Consider the following 19,089-nt stretch of genomic DNA (forward strand, 5'->3'; position numbering starts at 1 on the left):
CTACGAGGCCAGATCTCTAGATGACTCATAAGACCTCCGCAGGGCAGGTCACGTACCTAGTCAACGTCGCGCCTGTTCGGGGTTGTCGGATGTCCGTAAGACATCCAACCCGGCTTCCTTGACCAAGCAAACTTGAAGGGGTTTACGTTGCTCTGACCTGGCGATGCCGCAGGTGTTGTGAACAATCGGCGAGAGTGCGTCAGATGTAGCGACTCTGCGTCAAGTTAGATGGAAGTGGACAGAAATGATGCCAGGAACAGCTCCTTCTAAGGCACTTCCCCACCTGTTTTGAAAGGCTGATGTTGGATATTCCGTCAACCTGCCTCGACCGGGCAAACCTCTGTCTGGTGACGCGGCCGGAACTGGTGGCGACTCTGATCCGTCCATGGCTGGGGTCAATTCGGTTATCCACGGCTGGAAATTGGGAGCCGTTGGGGTAGCTCCTGGCAGCAGTAGCGGTGGATAACCTCTGAGAATTGTCCCCGGCTGGGGCCGGCGGACCGGACTTGGAACGTGGGTCGATCCCGGTTGTTCCGTAGATCAGCACCACCTGCTCAGGGTAATTCGGGTTCTCGATGTGAGGGGCGCTGAGATCGTCGTAACTGTGCCGCAACGTCCGTTCGAGGGTAGCGGCCCGCTACCCTGAGCACGAGGCCGCCAATCGGGCTGCTGCCAGAACAGCCAGGTCACCGAGGACCTGATGGACCGCCTCGGCTCGAACTGACCTTGAATTGGCCCTTTCGCCCTGTTTCCGCCGCCGTGCAACGGCAAGCTTTGGGAGTCGAGTGTGGGCAGCGCGTGACGCGGTTTCCTGCTGCGCCAAGGGATCGTAGAAAACCACGTGGAGCCCACTGGTCGTGCTGTCGTCTGATGGTTTCTTCGCCAATGCATTCATCCTTTCTTCCCCGCAAGAGCATGCTGGGCGCCAACCCGGGTGTCATCCCGTGATGTTGGCAGCGCTACGCTCGTCAGCATGGGGAATGAAACTATCCGAGCCGCTTACGGGGCACGTGCCGCCGAATACACACGCATGCTTGGTTCCGTTGAGGACATGCACAAGTTGGATCAGCAACGGATCAGACGTTGGGCTACGAGTATTAACGGCCAACTGATAGACGCCGGGTGCGGGCCAGGCCATTGGACCAACTTCCTGTATCAACACGGCTCGGCTATACAAGGGATAGATCTCGTACCCGAATTCATCGAAAACGCCCGCGCGCGCTTTCCCGATGTGCCTTTTCGCGTTGCTTCCTTCCGCGAGCTGGACGTACCAGATGGATCACTCCAGGGCGTGCTTGCTTGGTACTCCCTCATTCACCTGCCACCAGACGAGTTGCCCGTGGTGCTCAGGGAACTCGCCCGTGCCCTTGTCCAGGGCGGGCAACTACTCGTCGGATTCTTCGAGGGTTTGCCGGGTAAGCCTTTTCCACAGGCTGTTACAACGGCCTACTCCTGGTCCACCGATCAGATGGGGTACTTGCTGAATGAAGCAGGTTTCGACGTGCTCGAGATGGAGTCACGCCAAGACCCGGGCACACGACCCCATGCCGCCATTGGTGCCGCTGTCCGGTAAGTGATCCTCCACTGGGCACCGCGGGGTGCCGTCCTTTCGTGTTGAGGGGATCCCTGTATTCTTGGGACTTCGCGGCCCAAATGGGCGCATGCTTGCTGAAGATTGGGGACTTCATCATAAATCACCGTGTCGACGACAGGAAGACAGGCACAGCACCTGCCGTCCTTCGCGCATCAGCGTACTTTTGGCTGGCAAGCGCGTTGGTGTCCGGTGTCATTCCAGCCATTGTGATGTTCCTGCGGCCGCCGGACTCATCCTCGTTCGCGGTCAGCATGGGAATGCTGGTCCTTCTGACAGCCCTGCAATGCTGGGCGGCGCTCAGCCTTCTGCGGAGCGAACGCTGGGCCAGGTATGTCCTGACTGGCGTGGCTGTCCTTTCCCTTGCCGGTTTGGTTGCCTTGACTGATGTCCTGGTCGTTATGGGTCTGATCCTCAGTCTTGCTGGTGCCGTGTTGATGTGGCTCCCGGCTTCCAGCGCATACGTCCGGCGCAGCCGCTCACCCATCGGCTAGGCCAGTGCCCATCCATGAAGAAGGTGGCAGTGATCAATCGGTGCCGGCCGGGGATGCGGTCGTTCAGCCCGTGACTTCCGACGTGCGGGCCGCTTCCTATCACTAACCCAATAGCACAGCGGTCCGTAACCCTAACAGGACAAGCATCTTCACGTTGTGGGTGATACCTCGAGATGCCCCGTGAAGGATCCCCTTACGGCTGCACCTAGCGCCAAATAGCGCCGCCAAAAAGCCGCCATTTATCGCCGAAAGTCACACGGTGGGCGCTGCGAATATCCCGATCAGTGTCTTGAGAAGCTTTTGTTTTTCAAGACACAACTGGTAGGTGAAATATGGGTCCGGTCCCGGGATGGTTCCTAACGTGTCGAAATACCGCGGGTTGCCTGACGTAAGGAAAGATCGTGCCATGCAGTCAATTTCGTGGCCGAATGCCTGGCAACCGGAGGCCCGTGAGGCCCTACTGCAATTCATCGACGCGGACGTACGGGTCGAGATCATCGTCGGCCCTCCGCTGACTTCAATCGACGGCAGTGTTATCGCCGGGTACGTTTACCTCGAAGGCACCGATTTGATGATCATTTATGATCGCTCGGGTCGTGCAGACGTTTATCCATGGGGCCTTATGGCCGGACCCGTTCTCGAAATCAACAGCCTCTCAGGCCGCCGGCGCAAGCCGGTCTACCAGCATCCGGAGTGGACAAAAACCCGACGAACTTGACCGCCGGACAGGGAGACTCAGGTTTGCCTGTGATCCGAGAGGACTTAAAATCGTTCGGGATCCTCTGCCGGGGGATCCGAAGTTGCTGCATCCTGGGCAGCTTTCAAAGGCTGACGCCTTCTACCAGCCAGGATCAATGCTGGGGCCCCTACAACATGGCGACGGCCACTCTTCTGAGGATTACGGGAAGTTTGGACATGAGGTTGTTCCCCTTGTTGTCAAAGGTGGCCTGCGCCGTGGGACCTGCTTCGTTGGCCTCGGGGGATACTCTTTGGGCCTGGCCTGCGGCCCTGAAACGCGTAAGTCCTGGCCGAAAAGATTGTCACGGATTTATCAGCGTGTTGGTCACCAGAACGGACCCGTTCGGAGCGGCGGCGAGGCGGCCGGGTCCCGGTCTGTGGGCAGCAGCAGCATGCGACAAATAGCGCCGCGAAAAAGCCGCCCTTTACCGCCGAAGGTCAGAGCCCCAGCCAGCAATGGCGCGGAACGTGGCGCCGGGCTTCCGGGGCGCGGTGATCGACCGGCTTACGGACGCTGCTGCTGGGGACCCGGCATAAGCTGAAGCCTGGGACATTTGACACAAGCTCTGAATACGGGGGAATGATTTGAGCGATTATGGTGAGGACTATCTGCGGCGCCTACTCGACGCTGTTGGCCGCTTCGAGGCCGCATTCAATGCCTGGATGGAAACGCAACAAGAATCTGACCATCGTTCTTCTCGAGGCCTTCTTCCAACTGTCTGGGTAAAAGACGGAGTTGACTCTGCACTGGTGCGCCGCCTCGAACTCGATGTCGCAGAGGCCGCCGGGCTGGCAGCACGCGCAGTCGCCGTTACTGGGGCATACATTTCCGTCACAGGACTAGGTGTTATCGACCCGATTTCCAACTGGTCGTTCATGTCATCACCCAAGGCTCCGCTTGCACCGCGCGATATTCGAATGACTACTGCGAACGTCAAAGGTCGGCTAGAGGCAATGCTCATCGACGCGCAGAGCAACTCGGACTCTAGTCTGCCAAGCTTTTCCCCCGCTCAGCTGCACCCCGTGATCTGGTCGGGTGCAGCTGCACACTGGACGGCTCACCAGTTCCGAGTCGCCGTTCGCGAAGCTGCTGAAGGGCTGACAGTCCATTGGAAGCAGAAGCTTTGCCGCAACGATGTGGACGACACAGTGTTCTGGCAACAGACCCTGTCAGCCGGTGAGGCAGCTGACGGCCGACCAAAGCTTGCTTGGCCTGGTCCCGCCGATGACAAAACCGCCAAGAGCATGCGCGGTGGCCTTGAACCCCTCGCAAAAGCTTTGAACGCCCTGGCTACCGGGCTGAATCTGACTGTCCGAAACGTGACTACCCACACTAGAGATGAGCTCACTGAGCAGCAAGCAATGGAGCGCCTGGCTGCATACAGCTTTCTCGCGCATCTACTCGACCAGTGCCAGGTAAACCGCTTCGAGAATGATCCCGCCCGGTAAAGGATGGGCTTTTCGGAGAGTCTGAGACGATGCAGCAATGACAATTAGTGGCGCGCACGCAACTGCATTTTTCGAGGAAGTCGTCCGCGGACAGCAAGTCTGGACGATCAGGGATACTAACGGTTTTCCAGCCCCGCTCGGAAGCGATGGACTTCGTAGCATGCCCTTCTGGTCTCTGAGTTCACGCGCAGAGCGCATCATCTCTAATGTCCACGACTATGCCGGCTTCGAAAAAGTCGTGATCCCCCTCAGTGAGTGGCGATCAAAGTGGCTGCCCGGCCTGGAACGAGATGGGCTACGTGTGGGGCTCAACTGGTCCGGAAACCGGGCAACGGGCTACGACGTGGAGCCAGGCGCGGCCCTGGCATCCTTAATAACCCGCCAATCATCCGAATAGGTGCACCGTGGAGGATCCGCTTGAGGGCGTCGCGCTCATTCGCACGTGCCGTCGACGATGGGGGCGAACTCGAAGCCTTCGCCTTGCTTCTCGGCGATCTTCTTTGCCAAGCCTCCTATGTGGCGGGCAGGGTCAAACCCTCCGGCAGTTTTACCCGGATATGTTCATTGCTGGAAGCCACGGGGAGGGCATTTCGAATCGGTATAGGTCTCTTGCCGGAACATGCCTCGACAGCGCCCCGTCGGGGGCGGCGGGTGTCCTTCCCCCGGCTAAGCTGGAGTCACGTAGCCATTTAGGTGGGGGGACGGGGACCTCAATGACAGATCTTCAGCACGCTGAGACATGTGAAAGCACAACGACGTGGTCGCGGCGCTGTCGGCGCATGACGCTGATCTACGGCGTCGCAGTTTTCGTCGTCCAGCTGCCTTTGATTGTCGGTCTCTTCCTGCTCAGCTTCTGGCTCCTGAACGTTACAGGGCCGCTTTTGCGAGGGGATGTCGCATTCGGCCATCCGGCCTACGAATATTTGCAGAGTTCGAAAGACCTGCTTGTCGCAGCTTTTGGAGTGCTGACCGCGGTACTGGCCCTCTCCTGGGTCCTGCTGCACCGCTGGTGGAAACGCTCCGCGGCAGCCTTGGGGCCAATGCCGGCGGAGCTGCGTCCGAAGACCTTCAAGGACTGGAACCGGCAGAGGCGAATCATGAAAGTGACCTACCTCGCGGCCGGGGCAGTACTCCTGTGGATATTGGTCCTGACGGTGACCAAGGTTGTCTCCGGGGTGCAGGCCTACGAGGCATGGTCCGCCCTTGGCGAAGTCGGGTTCGACGATCCAGGCTACGACGAAGCGCACTCCCTGCTCGATCTGTCCATCGCCTTGGGTGGTGTCGGTGCTATCGCTTTCTGCATCCTCAGCGTTTCCTGCTGGCGTAGCTACGGTCGGGCGCAACTGTTGCTGGGTCCAGAACCTGCCCGAGTCACGATCCGCGAACTGGACGAATTCAACGTCAACCAAAGGGATTAGTTAGCCCACTGCATAGCGCCCGTTCAGGGTCACCTAGCTACTCAGCCTGAACTCCAGAGAGACCACGAGACCCATGCCACCCGACTTGAGGAACACTCGCAGATCTATTGGACTCCGTCGTGGATGGCCGTTCCTGCTCGCCACATCCCTCCTGCTATCAGCCTGTGCCCCTCCGACAGAGCCCGTCGAATCTTCCCAAGTTGTCGGTGTCTGGGAAGCGAAAGGACCGGGCGGGCGAACCGGGACCTTGGATTTGAAGGCCGACGGCACTTTTGAGGGCGTGGACCTTCCGGACCGCGTCTTCTACCCCTCCACTTTTGATGAAAAGTATGGAGGGCCACCGGACTGGAGTAACTCGGATAGCATCGCGGGCACCTGGACGACCGAATGGAACTTAGGGAACCAGCTGGCGTTTGTACTCATCAACATCGAAGGCAGGGGTGACCAAGATCGGATCAACATCAAGGACGTCGGCGATCGGAAGTACCTGAGCTACTACTACACAGACCCCGACTCGGCAGAGTTCCTCGACCTTCGAAGAGTAGCGCGGTAAGAAACGCCAGGGTACTCCCGTGATTGCAGCCACCCCACTCAATGGTGCGCATTCAATCGGGTGCCCGTTAAAGGATCCTCAATCGGGCATCCGCTATTTTTTCAGCCGCTCCTCTGCAGCCTTCCGCTGTTTCTCTTGCAACTCTTGTATCCGGACCTCGAAACGGCCGGGAGGCCCAGGGGTGACGGCGGGTGCAGTCGAGCCGGGAACCAGTCAAGAGTTTCAAGGTCGGGGTGGCGACGAAGTCCCTCGATCAATTTCTTGGTTCCAAAGACCTTTGATCCCAGCAGGTCCCAATCAGTCCACACTACCCATGTCCGGTCCTCTGGCCACCAGAACTCAGGTGTCACGTCCGGCAGGCCCGGGCGCAGCATTGTCGGCAGCAGGTCTCCGAGCTTGAAGGCGAAAATTCGTGAGTGCACTTCGCTGTCAACGTCCAAGACTCGGCCCAGGATCTCGTCTTCGAATGGGTCGGCCGCGGCGAACATTGCTTCCATTCGATCCGTTGTTGTCGCGGCCCTTAGCAGCGGCAGGAGCGCCTCCAGCTCCACTTGGCCGATGGTTGCATCCACGGGCTGATACACGAAGTCAGCATCCGGCAAAACGAGTGATGCTTCGCGCCAGCTTAGGAAGGCGTCCCAACGAAAGCACGGAGGAACTTCACGCCCATCCCAGAATGCCCCACGCAGTGGAACACCCTTGATATCAGCTACTTCCTTCCACCTCACCCGTACAAACTCGGGTGGTGGGGCGACCGGGTAGGGATTCGGATTGTCCTCGGCTAGCGCTCCAGGATTGATGCCTGGCGGGCACACGTACTGATTGTGAAGGATCCAGACACTGTCCTCGCACCCCGGCGGGAGGACATCCGTTTCGGCATTGATAATGACGTCGTCGCCAAGCCAGCAAAGGTCATCCTCGAAGCCCTTAACTGACCAACCGGGCGGCATAGAAGGGCGGGGACGGTCTGGCCAGGGCCAGTCCATCACGTAACACCCAGGCGGCGGCGCCGCGTCCTCGTTAGTCATGAGCCGAACTTACACCGGTCACAGCAGATACCACTCTCCATCCAACCAACACAGATGTATGCTCTACGGCCTCGGAAACCCTAGCCACACAGGCAATGCGGCCCACGTAATGACCCAAGCGCGGCCGCCCGGTAAGGGATCCCCTTGTGGGCTGCCCATGCGCCAAATAGTGCTGCGAGTACACCGCCATTTATCGCCACAAGTCACATTCCAAACGGCTGACAGGTTGGTTCTCTTGTCTCTACAAAGGATCCTTTGCTGATACGGCCTGGCGCCTCGGGTAGTACATCTGTCAGCGTCATCAATCGTGGCCCGGTCGAGGTGCACCGGTGGTCATTGAGTCTCGAGGATCACCTCGCCCAGCGGCGTGGACAATACGGCACGCAGCGCCGGTTTCGGTGCATGTGCCACGCCCTGCAGCGCCAGCAGCTGGCGCACCGTTGGGGGCAGCCCGCCCAATTGCAGCTCCCGCAGCGCGACGGTGCTGGTAGCCATGTGTTCTGTGGGATGCGTGCCGTCCCACTGGATCAGAGTTAACAGCGCGCCGCCTAGCTGCAGTTTGCCGTCGTCGCGCACCAAGACCTTCCACGCTAGCCACCCCTGCAGCGTGTCGCGAGACATGGCCACCGGAAGGCCCGGGTCGATTCCGGCGTCGAGAATGCCCGCTCGGTGTTTGTCCAGAGCGCCGCTGCGCGCCACCACGTGCACCAGGCCTGGCGAATGGGCGATACGTTGCTGCAGTTCCGGGTCGTCGAGGCCGAACCAGCGCCGGCGCGGTGGCGGCGGAGCATCCGGATCGATGGCGATGATCTCGAAGTATGCGCCCGGGAACGGGGCCGACGCGATGCTGAACACCCGGTTATGCGTGCCCATCAGCGGGTGCTTGCCGCCCGGCCCTGGCGTGATGCCGAGCGTCCCCTCGCACCAAGCCACGCCTTGTTCCAGGCTGGCCGCGGCGACGACGAGGTGATCGACTTCGGTGGTGCTCACAGGCCCACCTTACCGCTGACGCAGGTCACGCTCCGGGCGTCAGAGCCGGACGAAGTCGTGGCTGCCGCTACTGATGACCCGTTTTTCCCCGTCAGTACGCCGTGCAGAACCATGGCCAGTCATTTGGTCTTTTCCGGCAGGGCGGCGCTTGGTGTCCGCCTGGCAGATGACCACCGAGGTTGCGGGAGCGTGAATGCCGGAGTTCCTTGACCAGTCTTTTGTCCCGGGTCTAGTTTGACGTTACTGACCACCCGTATCTCGGGACGAGTTGAAGGAGTTTTCCATGGCACTCGTTACTCTCCTCCATCGCTTTGCCGACTACGACACCTTCCGGAGTGTCTACGATTCGGCGGATGGGCTGCGGCAGGCCGGCGGTGTAATCGATCATTCAGTGCATCGCATGGCCGATGACCCTAACAACATTCTGGTGCTCCACTACTTCGATTCGCTTGAGACGGCCCGCGCCTATTTGAGCAATCCCGGTCTGAAAGACGCCATGCAGCAAGCCGGCATGCAGGGCGAGCCGCGGATCGAGTTCTATGAATAAGGAACGGCCCTAATTTTCTGGCTTCACCTGGACTGTAAATCGCAGCGGTAATTGACGTCGTTTTCGCAGCGGTAATTGACGTCGTTTTCGCAGCGCTAACTGGCGCGCAGGACCCGGACTTGACCGACTAGGACGGCATCCAGCACTTGCTGGATTCTTTGCCAGAACCGACCCTGACACCTCGGATTGGCAGCCCTCGGCTTTGGAATTAGTGACCCCTACACGAGGTCGCCCGGCAAGTCCTCCACTGAATTGGAAGCCGTTGAGGTAGCTCCTTAGAAGCAGTAGAGGTGAATAGCCTCTGAGAATTGTCCCGGTCGTGGGCCCGACAGCCTGCCTCTCCACACTGGACTAAGTGCGCGTTCCACAGTTCTGCCGCGCGGCAAATGAGCCTATTACAGCTGCGTGAGCAGTCCCTGCTGTCAGTTTTAGGTGTACTGCAAATCGGCGTCTTCCCAAGAGCGAGCTATGAATTCCTGCTCATGGACAGGCGTTGGTAGGGAAACCGGCTCGAGCTGGTCCAAATATGGAAATAGGCCGTCGGCATGGCAGGCCTCCGTCAAACCCCGGAGCCGTCCCGAAAGAGACAGAAAGGGTCAGCTGATGATCACCCGAAAGACATCTCAGCGCAACCTTCGGACGGCAGACTCTAACTAGGGGGAGCCCTCCGAAATGGAAAGGACCTGGAATGGTCAGCAATCGCGACATCATTGGCTCCTACGACCAACTTAAGCCGGGGGACGCCATCGAAGCGTTTCATAGAAGCGTTCTGGTCCATCGAGGACCGATCACCGACATCGCCCCAGGCCAGGATTTATTATGGATCCTGGACACCTTGACAGGAAGCCGCCGCCTTCTCGACACCTCCGAACTCGAGATTGTGCGCTTGCCCACGCACTATCGAGAAGTCCTTGTCGGGCTGCCAAGTCATTAGCGCCCGTTCTCCCCAAACCGACGTGAAGGCCCCAATTGCGGACGCACCCATTGAAACGAGCTTCTCGTGGCAGTTGACCTGTTTGATGTGTTCCTCCGGGACGCAACCGCTTTTGACCCGTCGTCAGGCACCACTATTGAACCCGACCCCCTTTTCGGCCTCTACACCAGTTGGTGCAGCATCACCTGCCAACCGCCCTGCACGGAAGCGTCATTCTGGGAGGCGATGCGTCAACGGCTCAGGCCGGGCCCTAACGGGCTGCGAATGAAGGGACCAGCCGCGGCGGACTACTTCCTAAATAGCTACCCGGCACTGGTCTAAGCGCCCGCGTGCCGCCTTCAACTTATCCTCCTCGGATCGTTGATCATGGACCGAACCGCCCCGGTTGGGCCGTCCACAAAAAGCCCGGCAGGACAGCGATCTTCCCGTCATGGTCGCCGCAAGGAAAAGGTCGCGGCGGAAATAAAGAGGCTTGGCGCACTAATTGCCGCCGTCAAAATGAGATTTAAGGCCCCATTGCCCCCGATGCGACAAAGGCGAAAGTCGAAGCCAGCAACACATGATAAAGCAGGTCAATAGCGCCGGTGGGGGATTCGCGTTCCTACGGAACTACGAAAAGCATGTCCTTGCTGCGCAATGCCGTCAGCAGCAGCAGAACATCTCTAACGGCAGAGGGTAAACACGAATTCTGAAGGGCGGCTAATCGTTGACTTGGTGGTCGAGTCGCGCACAATGCAGATTTTCGGCTGTGTGATGCAGTGTGATTTCGATCACCAGACCGACCGAAGAAATATGACGTCATATAGATGGTGCTTGATGTTGCAGTGCCAATTATGCGACGATCCCTGGGATTCGCTTTTCCATTTGCAGGCATCTTGGGATTAAAAGCGCAGATGATGAACACATAAAGCGGTAAGATCATTTCTGGTACGCATCTTCCTTATTTCCGCTTCACAGTAGGGATGGAGTAGGGACACGCTCGCAGAAACTGAGCTTGATCCAGCACTTGTAGGTGCGCCTTCCCGCGACCACTTCACGGCACCGCCGTAGGTATGGGGCGATCGTGAGTGTGGAAATATCGAGAAGGTGCCGCGTTCCTTTCACTGTGTCAAGGATCCAGAACAGCCCAGGGTCGGGCGCAGTGTCCGTCCCCGGGTCCCCTGGACCTAAGGTGTCCTGAAAGACCGCGCTAATTCCGTCTCCTGGGGAGTCCGTGGCTGGCGGGAGACGACGATGCCGTCAGCGCAGGCCTTATTTTTTCCTCCAGATTTCGACGGATCCCCCTTCCTAAATATTTGGCAGGCCTAGGGTGGCCTCCACGTGTCCTACGGGTGATGTTTGCCTGACATCTTGGGTGTTTCTTTAGTAGCTCTGGCCTTTGATCCCGATAACACTGCCACCATGACCTATTTTGATCGCGGACATATTCGCGCAACGAAGCCATGCCCTCTCGCTTGACGGGCGGGCCGCAGAACACATTTCCGCGAATACCTCCCTTGCCAGATGCGGCAAACTATTTCTTTGTGAACAATGGGAAAACTTTTGGAAAGGGGACGGTTTCGCGCGGGAATTAAACGCTGATTAGCAGGTAGTCCCTAATTTCTTTTTTGAGTACAAACTACTCATGTTTTTCGTTCCGCCGCCTTTTATGTTTGAAGCGTTGAGTCACTTCTTGTGGCCTGACTCGCGTGACCCTATTGCTGGTGTTGCATACGAAGTACCAAAGTCAGCGGCCAACCCGCTCGGGCGGTTGTCGCCGGCGCCGGCGTTCACGTTCCTGAACTTCACCATCAAAACTTCACGTCCACCCCATAAGCCGTTTCGCCGTTATTGGCTACGTTCCCTTGAATCGGAAGCTGCTTCCAAAAAAAGCGCGACAACAAAAAATTCGTTTTAGGCAGGGAGACTGCGATGATCCAGCTTTTAATGTCCAAACATCACCAAACCGCCCGCCCCCGATCTTCCAGCGCCGTGGCAACCACACCACACCAATCGTGGGACTCCACGTTGCCCGTCGTCGGCACCACGCGTCTAGGTGCCGCATGGTCAATGACAGCAGAACAGAACCTGTCCCGTGCCGTTTGTTCAGCAAAGGGGCCTCTCCGGTGAGGCACCTCGAAAATATCACTGTGTCTGCCCAGGCGACCTTCGGCCGCGACGGGGCGATGTTCGACAGCTTTGTTGGCTTCATCGCTCAGCTCAGCTTGGTGCTTTGGGTTCTGGTGGTCCTCACCATAATCGTCCGCTTCGTGGGTATTCGGATTTATCGGGACACTACGCGCGCAACTCCAGCCAAGATCGCCGCGGTCAGGTCCCTTCAGATTCAGTCCCCAACAGCAAGGACCGACGCCGGTAGGAACTCCCCTCTCCGTGAGGCCCTGGAGCCCACCAAGCGGCAGACCGAGGTCGCGGGTACCGCAATGTCAGGCTTTGCTATGCACCAGGTGGACCTGGAGAACCGGGCCGCCGGGCAGGTGCGCGGGCTCGCCGGCAACTCGACGGGGGCATAACTATGGACTTCGCCCTCTTGGTCTTTTGGCTCTTCGCGGGCGTCAGCATCCTTTATCTCGTGCACTTTGGCCTCTACCTGGCGGGGGCCAACTTTTACGACGTTTGGCAGCAGCGGCGAAAGGGCATCAAGGGTGTCCGGCTCCCCGCCACGTACCAGCCTGAGTGTGCGGGGACGGCCACCTGGACCCGCAAAGGGTTCCCCGAGGTGCCAGGGCTGGTGACCGTGGTGATCGCGGCTCACAACGAGGAGGCCGTGATCGTGCGGACCCTCGAATCGATCCGGCGGAGTACCTACCGTTCCTTCGAGGTCCTGGTCGCTGACGATGCCTCCGGTGACCTCACTGGGCGGCTGGTCCGTGATTACCAACTGCGTCATCCGGAAATGGACCTGCGCATGGTGAGGATGAAAAAGAATGTTGGCAAAGGTGCGGCGCTCAATGCAGCGCTTCGCCGGCATGCACGCGGACAGTTCGTCATGACGCTCGACGCGGATTCCATCATCAGGCGGGACGCCATCAAGAATGCGCTCAGCTACTTCGAGGACCCGTACGTCGCGGGTGTCGCAGCCAACGTGCAGATCATGGAGGAGACTACGGCCCTGGGCATCCTGCAGCGCTTTGAACACATGATCGGCTACCGGTCCAAAAAGCTGTACTCGCTGCTGAATTGTGAGTTTGTAGTGGGCGGTGTGGCGTCCACGTACCGGATGCGCGTGCTGCGCAAGGTCGACTTTTACGACACGGACACGCTGACGGAGGACATCGGCCTCAGCGCGAAGATCACGAACCTGGGTAACCGCCGCTTCCGCCTGGTCTACGGCGCCGACGTCGTGGCCAAGACAGAGGGCGTGCTTACGTTTCGCGCGCTGGCCAAGCAGCGCTACAGGTGGAAGTACGGAAGCATCCAGAACCTCATCAAGTACCGCGCCCTGACCTTGAACTCCAGCCGACGCTACAGCCGCACCTTGACCTATTACCGGATGCCCATGGCCCTGCTGAGCGAGTTCACCCTGCTCATCTCGCCCCTGGCCTGGACGTACGCCATCTACTGGTCGCTGGCCACCTACACCCCTGCCCTGATCATCGGCGCCTATGCCACCATCACTGCCTACACGCTGCTGACGATCCTGATGGATGAAAACCTTTCACCGCGGGAACAAACGAGGCTGTGCATGTACGCGCCGACAGCCTACTTTTTGTTCTACATCATGGACTTGGTGCAGCTGGTGGCTGCGGTCCGCTGCATCATGCGGGCGCGAGGCCTGGTCCGGCGACCCGAGATCAACACCTGGAAGTCTCCGCAGCGGGCAGGCAGCGTGGCGGTGATAAGCCATGGCTAAGCTCCGGGGAGTCCGCCGAGTTCTGCTGAATCCACTCGTCATCATCACCGTCCTGGTCCTCCTGATGAGCGCCGGATGGATGGCGTATACCGGAAGAATGGGCAGCTTCGCCCAAGCGAGGCCCGGAGCCAACCTGCTGCCCGCGCTCTTTCCCGCCATAGTGGGACCTCCGGCGACACCCGGCCCGTCGCCGTCGGCCGGATCGTCGCTGGCTTCTTCCGGCGGCTGGACTGCCGCGCACAGCGGGGATGCGGAGACTTCCTTAGGGCTGGTGGCTGGGCAAATGGGCGGACAGGCTCTGAAACTTGATATCACCCAGTACGCCACGGGCGATGTCACGCTCACCAGCCCGCGGGTGGATGTCGCTACCGGCAAGAGCTATTTCTTCAAGGCGTTCGCCACCACGAATGCGAATTTCAGGCTACTCGTAAGGAAGCACCTTAAGGACGGCAGCTCCAGGCTGGAGCAGCTGCGGAACCCACTGGAACGGCCAGGCACGTCGGCCTTCACGGTGAGCGACGCGTTCAACAGCGGCGAAAGTGTCACCGCGGTGGAGTACGTCTTCCGCCTCTATTCCGCGGGCACCATCAGTGTGGAGGGCACATACCTGGAGCCAGCGGACGATGTCCTCGTGCCGCCAGCCGCAACCGCGGGACCCAACCTGATCCCAAATCCCGGCTTCGCCGGTATCCAGCCCGGCCAGCCGGCATTCTGGTCGCCGTACTCTTCGGGGACGGCAACGGTTGAGTCCGGGCGCGGTGAGGACAGCCGCGGCAGCTTCCTCTGGACCCGCATCGGGAACTACCAGAACGGCGAAGCGAAGTGGCAGTACCAGCCCGTTCCGGCGGCTCCGGACCGCTACTTCAGGTTCGGCGCGGCCTACAAGTCGGACCGCGAGGTTGATGTCGTGGCCGAATTTGAGCTCGCGGGCGGCGGGCGCGAGTTCCGGAACCTTGAGACCGTGCCGCCGGCGGGGGAATGGACCACCATCACCGAAGCGTTCCAGGTTCCGGACGGGGCGACCACCGCAATGGTCACCCTGATTTCACACGGAAACGGCACCACAGGCGTCCGTGACTATTCGCTCACCGACATCACCAAACCGGGTCCGCTGCGCTGGAGCCAGCCCATAGTCTCGCTCACATTCGACGACGGCTGGCAGTCCGTGTACGACCGCGCCCTGCCCTTGCTGGACAAACATGGCTTCCGGTCCACCCAGTACGTCAACCCCAGCTCGATCGAAACGCCCAACTTCATCACCGCGGCAAAGGTCCAGCAGATGCACCAGGCCGGACACGAAATCGCCGCCCACAGCTACCAGCACGTCGACCTCACCTCTGTCGGCAGGGACCGGCTGGACGACGAGTTGCGCAGGAGCGAGGAGTCCCTGGCGGCCGCCGGCCTTCCTACCGATGACTTGGCACCCCCATATGGGCGCTCCGACGCCCAAGTGGACTGGTACGCGAACAAGTATTTCCGGCTTGTGCGCGGAACGGACGATGGCATCAATACCAGGCAAAACCTTGACCTGCGCGACCTGAAGGTCCTCTACATCACTGACCAGACGACGCCGGACACGTTGAAGGAGGCACTCGCCGAGACCTCCAGATCCAACGGCTGGCTCATCCTCGTTTACCACCAAGTCGCTGCCCCGGACTCGTCGGGCACAGTGAAAAACACCATTGCGGTGGACAGGAGCACCATCACCAGCGACGTCCTCGCCACCCAGCTGCAGCTCATCGACGACAGCGGCATCCAAGTCCAACCGGTCGCCCAGGCAGTCGAGCAGCTGCAGGGCCCCTGACCACCATGCGGTGCTTCGCGGCGCCTTCGCCACCCCAAGAAAAGGAAAAAGTCATGATCAATACCAGAGCAAGATTGGCGTGGCATCGCGCCAGGCTCCTGACCATCGGGGTGGCGGTGTGGGCTGTCGCTGCCGCACTGTTGACTCCGACGGCCGCCAACGCAGCCGTGGACAACCCCGCACCAACCCCGCTGGTGTCCTTCACTTTCGACGACGGCATGCAGAATGCCCTGACGCAGGCCGCCCCAACCCTCAAGAAATACGGGCTCACCGGAACCAGCTACGTCAACACCAACTGCGTCGGCATGACCACCGTGCCCAATACGTGCCGCGCCAGCACCGATGTGCCCTACATGACATGGGACCAGATCACCCAGCTGCAGAACACCTACGGCTGGGAAATCGGCTCCCACACCGTGAACCACCTATGCCTTGTCAGCGTGGGCGATGACTGCCAGGCCACCAAGCTGACGGCAGCCCAAGTCGATGCCGAGCTGGCCAACAGCAAGGCAACACTGGCGGCACACGGCTTCAACGCCACCGCGTTCGCCCCGCCCTACGGTGACTACGACATGTCAGCACTCGCCCAGATAGCCAAGTACTACAGCTCCATGCGCGGCTTCGCCGATACCGGCAACAACCCCTGGCCGCTCGGTGACTACCTGATCCGTAACATTCCCGTGCAGGAGCGAACCACACCCGTCGCCACCCTGAAGGCAAAGGTGGACGAGGCAATTACGAACAAGACCTGGGCTGTGTTCACGTTCCACGACATCCGGCCCTCGCCGAGCCAGAACCCAGACGACTACCAGTACGGTACGGCCGAACTCGACCAGCTGGCCGCCTACGTGCAGAGCAAAGTGGCGGCCGGCCAAATCAGGAACGTCAATATCAGCAAAGGCCTTGTGAACGGCAGCCCCAACTTGCTCGCCAATCCGACGTTCAACAATGGGATTGCCGACGGCTGGCGCACCGACGCCCCGTCCACCATTACTGCTGACAATGGAAATAACGGGAACTACCCCGACTCCGCCAGGTCGGTGAAGATAGTCTCCGGTTCAGCGGCTGGCCACCTGTTCTCGCCGAAGGTGCCGGTCACGGCAGGGACTAACTATCTGTTCAAGTCCTTCGTCAACGTCGCGGCAATCTCTTCCGGTGAGGTCGGGTTCTACATCGACGAGTACAACGCCGCCGGGCAATGGATTTCCGGGCAGTTCCGCAAGCGGGAGAACACCCGCTGGGTACAGTCCATGAACTTCAGCTACACCCCGAGCTCCACCAGCGTGGCGTCGGCGAGCCTGCAGGTCTATGTCACAGGAACAGGCATCACAGCGTATCTGGATAATGTTCAGATGCTGGCGCTTGCCGCCGGGTCGACCCCGCCGGCATCCGTCAACCTCGTGCCCAACGGCGCGTTCGATGCCGGCATCAGCTCAGGCTGGAGGACTGACTCGGCGTCCACCATCCAGGCAGACGGCGCCAACCGCGGAAGCCCTGCCAATCCAGTGAATTCGGTGAAAATGACGGCTACCACGGCGAACAGACACCTGTTCTCCCCTCAGGTCGCTGTCACACCCGGGACCTACAAAATCGCCAGCTACCTCAACATTACGGCCCGGACCAGCGGCGAGATGGGCTTCTACATTGACGAGTACAACGCCGCCGGGCAGTGGATCTCCGGGCAGTGGAAGCTCGGGGTATCGGCTGCCGGCGTGACCAACGTCGATCTCACCTATTCACCGAGCACCAGCTCCGTGGCCAAGGCAAGTGTGCAGGTCATCGTCCAGGGCAATTCAGGGCTGCAGGCATACTTCGACGACGTCCGCTGGACCAAGTCCTAACAGCACCACGTCCTGGCACGGGGAAGAGGAGGCGGGATGGCGGAACGACGGCAAGCACTGGTGTTGGGAATGGCGTCCGCCATTCTCGTGGTCCTTTTTATACTGGGCATCCTGTACAGCAGCTCTCCTCCTAAGCCAGAAAACACGGTTGACCTGCTGCGCGGGGACTGGCGGGAAGTTCCCGGGATCCGGACGGGCAGCGGCGGCCTTCAGATCACTCCCACCGCCAGACGCATTGTGGAGCAGAGCGGGGAGGGCGGCCAGCCGAACCCGCCGCTCAACCTGGCCGGCACCCACTTGGTGGTCGGCGGGGAGTTTTCGCTCAGCGCAACGTTCGCGAATGTAACCGCGGACGCGTCCTGGGCTGTCTATGACCGGCCCCCCGTCATCGCGGACGAGTTCCGCGTCGAACCGCCAGGCCTGCGGCTGACGCTCCAAGGCACTGACCTGAACATCGCAGTGTTTGACGGAACTCAGAAGAAGGACGTCACCAAGCCGGTGCCAGTGCACGAGGAGCACCAAACGGTGAAGGACCCGGGCGCCGCGCTCACGGTACACCGCTTGGGCGATACGCTCACGGTCAGCAGCGGCAGCGACGCGCTTTCCTCACTGCCTTTCGGCAAGGTGTTCTCGTCAGGGTCCCTGTGGCTTGGCTTCTCCAGTGATTCCGGAGACTTTCAAATCACCTCTCTGAAGGCGGTTGCACCGGTAAGCGCGGGCCTGCGCACCTCCGGTGCTGCCGCCTCGGGCGTGCAGCGGTCAGCCGACGGACTGCAGGCTCTGGCTGCCAGGATCCGACCGGACTTCCTGGTCGGAGCGGCCGTGGCCCTGGGCCCCCTCACCGGTGACGGGGACTACGCGCGGGAGTTCGTCGAAAACTTCGGTGCCCTTACCCCAGAGAACGCCATGAAGCCGCAATTCCTTTCCCCGCAGCAGGGGGTGTACACGTTCGAGGAAGCCGATGCGATCCTGGCAATGGCCCAAGCCAAAGGCATGGTGGTACATGGCCATACCATTGCCTTCACCGAGGCCATGCCCCGCTGGATGCAGGAGCTCCCCGCAGACTCCGAACAGGAGCGTCGGGCCAGCGCCGACGTGCTGCTGGACTACGTCACCACCGTAACAATGCACTTCAAGGGGCGGCTGGCATCCCTGGACGTCGTCAACGAGCCGTTCGACGTGAACCAGGGGACCAGCATGCAGCAGAACACCTGGTACCGCGTCTTCGGCCCGGACTATCCGGCGATCATCTCCAAAGCGGTTTACGCCGCCGATCCGCAGGTCAAGCAGTACATCAATGAAAACGGTGCCGACGTGCCGGGACGGCGCCAGGACGCCCTGCTCCAGCTCATCCGGGACACCAACGCCAAGGGCGGGCACATCTACGGAGCAGGCCTACAGGCCCACGTTTATGACCTCGAGACGGACGCCATCTCCGCTAAACACCTCACCCGCACGCTCAACCGCTTCGGCGACGCCGGGCTGCACGTCCGCATCTCGGAAAACGACGTTACGGACGGCCAGGGGACGAACGCCCAGGCGAAACAGTACGCCACCGTGCTGGCCACCTGCCTCCACTCGCCCACTTGCGTCTCCTACACCACCTGGGGAGTGGATGACCGCTACGACTGGTGGATCGACGACGGCGGCAACCTGCGGCAGGGCCACGACCACCTGTTCAACAACGGCCGGCCCACCCCCGCATACGACGCGGTGAAGCGTGCCATGGGCGGCTGACGGCACGGGGCTATTGACCGCCCTGCTCTCGAACCACCGCTTCCCTGCCACAATCAAACCCGGACGGGGGCGGCTGTTGGAAGTGCCTTACAGAGCACAGGAAATTAGCCAAAAT

General features: G+C 60.3%; 16 protein-coding genes. 14 read left to right on the forward strand and 2 right to left on the reverse strand.

The annotated features are described in order from the left end of the window. The first annotated feature begins 973 nt into the window (after positions 1–973). The 7 genes from AC5RUQ_RS15030 (at position 974) to AC5RUQ_RS15060 (ending at position 6,243) form a co-directional block, all read left to right on the forward strand. Positions 974–1,573, forward strand: coding sequence for a class I SAM-dependent methyltransferase (locus AC5RUQ_RS15030; RefSeq protein WP_493948153.1), 600 nt, complete (start codon positions 974–976; stop codon positions 1,571–1,573). Positions 1,574–1,665: 92 nt separating this feature from the next. Continuing rightward, positions 1,666–2,085 carry a hypothetical protein gene (locus AC5RUQ_RS15035; RefSeq protein ID WP_493948154.1) on the forward strand — a complete coding sequence of 140 codons (420 nt, stop codon included), beginning with the start codon at positions 1,666–1,668 and terminating at the stop codon, positions 2,083–2,085. A gap of 406 nt (positions 2,086–2,491) precedes the next feature. After that, positions 2,492–2,803 carry a hypothetical protein gene (locus AC5RUQ_RS15040; protein WP_493948156.1) on the forward strand — a complete coding sequence of 104 codons (312 nt, stop codon included), beginning with the start codon at positions 2,492–2,494 and terminating at the stop codon, positions 2,801–2,803. A 605-nt stretch (positions 2,804–3,408) separates the two neighbouring features. After that, a complete protein-coding gene (locus tag AC5RUQ_RS15045) occupies positions 3,409–4,272 on the forward strand; it encodes a TIGR02391 family protein (RefSeq protein WP_493948157.1) in 864 nt (287 codons plus the stop codon). Positions 4,273–4,309: 37 nt separating this feature from the next. Beyond that, on the forward strand, positions 4,310–4,669 hold the full coding sequence (locus AC5RUQ_RS15050; protein ID WP_493948159.1) for a DUF2750 domain-containing protein: 360 nt from the start codon (positions 4,310–4,312) through the stop codon (positions 4,667–4,669). 382 nt (positions 4,670–5,051) lie between these two features. Then, the gene (locus tag AC5RUQ_RS15055) at positions 5,052–5,690 is read left to right on the forward strand and encodes a hypothetical protein (protein WP_493948160.1); all 639 of its coding nucleotides are present in this window, start codon (positions 5,052–5,054) and stop codon (positions 5,688–5,690) included. Between the two features lie 253 nt (positions 5,691–5,943). Continuing rightward, a complete protein-coding gene (locus tag AC5RUQ_RS15060; RefSeq protein WP_493948162.1) occupies positions 5,944–6,243 on the forward strand; it encodes a hypothetical protein in 300 nt (99 codons plus the stop codon). A 101-nt stretch (positions 6,244–6,344) separates the two neighbouring features. On the opposite strand, the gene AC5RUQ_RS15065 is transcribed toward AC5RUQ_RS15060, so the two are convergent. Continuing rightward, positions 6,345–7,271 (reverse strand): hypothetical protein, encoded by a 927-nt coding sequence (locus AC5RUQ_RS15065; protein ID WP_493948163.1) that lies wholly within the window; start codon positions 7,269–7,271, stop codon positions 6,345–6,347. A 333-nt stretch (positions 7,272–7,604) separates the two neighbouring features. Beyond that, complete coding sequence (locus AC5RUQ_RS15070; protein ID WP_493948164.1) at positions 7,605–8,261, reverse strand: VOC family protein; 657 nt, start codon at positions 8,259–8,261, stop codon at positions 7,605–7,607. Positions 8,262–8,544: 283 nt separating this feature from the next. On the opposite strand from AC5RUQ_RS15070, the gene AC5RUQ_RS15075 reads away from it, so the two are divergent. The 7 genes from AC5RUQ_RS15075 to AC5RUQ_RS15105 all read left to right on the forward strand — a co-directional run bounded on the left by AC5RUQ_RS15075 (position 8,545) and on the right by AC5RUQ_RS15105 (position 18,974). Continuing rightward, the gene (locus tag AC5RUQ_RS15075) at positions 8,545–8,808 is read left to right on the forward strand and encodes a putative quinol monooxygenase (protein ID WP_493948166.1); all 264 of its coding nucleotides are present in this window, start codon (positions 8,545–8,547) and stop codon (positions 8,806–8,808) included. 688 nt (positions 8,809–9,496) lie between these two features. Further along, a complete protein-coding gene (locus tag AC5RUQ_RS15080) occupies positions 9,497–9,742 on the forward strand; it encodes a hypothetical protein (RefSeq protein WP_493948167.1) in 246 nt (81 codons plus the stop codon). A 2,129-nt stretch (positions 9,743–11,871) separates the two neighbouring features. Further along, positions 11,872–12,252, forward strand: a complete 381-nt coding sequence (locus AC5RUQ_RS15085; protein ID WP_493948168.1) for a hypothetical protein — start codon at positions 11,872–11,874, stop codon at positions 12,250–12,252. A 2-nt stretch (positions 12,253–12,254) separates the two neighbouring features. After that, the gene (locus AC5RUQ_RS15090; RefSeq protein ID WP_493948169.1) at positions 12,255–13,592 is read left to right on the forward strand and encodes a glycosyltransferase family 2 protein; all 1,338 of its coding nucleotides are present in this window, start codon (positions 12,255–12,257) and stop codon (positions 13,590–13,592) included. Continuing rightward, the gene (locus tag AC5RUQ_RS15095) at positions 13,585–15,396 is read left to right on the forward strand and encodes a polysaccharide deacetylase family protein (protein WP_493948170.1); all 1,812 of its coding nucleotides are present in this window, start codon (positions 13,585–13,587) and stop codon (positions 15,394–15,396) included. The genes AC5RUQ_RS15090 and AC5RUQ_RS15095 overlap by 8 nt, the downstream gene beginning before the upstream one ends. A 53-nt stretch (positions 15,397–15,449) precedes the next feature. Further along, positions 15,450–17,237: a polysaccharide deacetylase family protein gene (locus AC5RUQ_RS15100; RefSeq protein ID WP_493948171.1), complete on the forward strand. Its 1,788-nt coding sequence runs from the start codon at positions 15,450–15,452 to the stop codon at positions 17,235–17,237. Positions 17,238–17,273: 36 nt separating this feature from the next. Further along, positions 17,274–18,974: an endo-1,4-beta-xylanase gene (locus tag AC5RUQ_RS15105; RefSeq protein ID WP_493948173.1), complete on the forward strand. Its 1,701-nt coding sequence runs from the start codon at positions 17,274–17,276 to the stop codon at positions 18,972–18,974. Positions 18,975–19,089 lie beyond the last annotated feature (115 nt).

This window comes from Arthrobacter sp. MDT2-3, assembly GCF_059090465.1.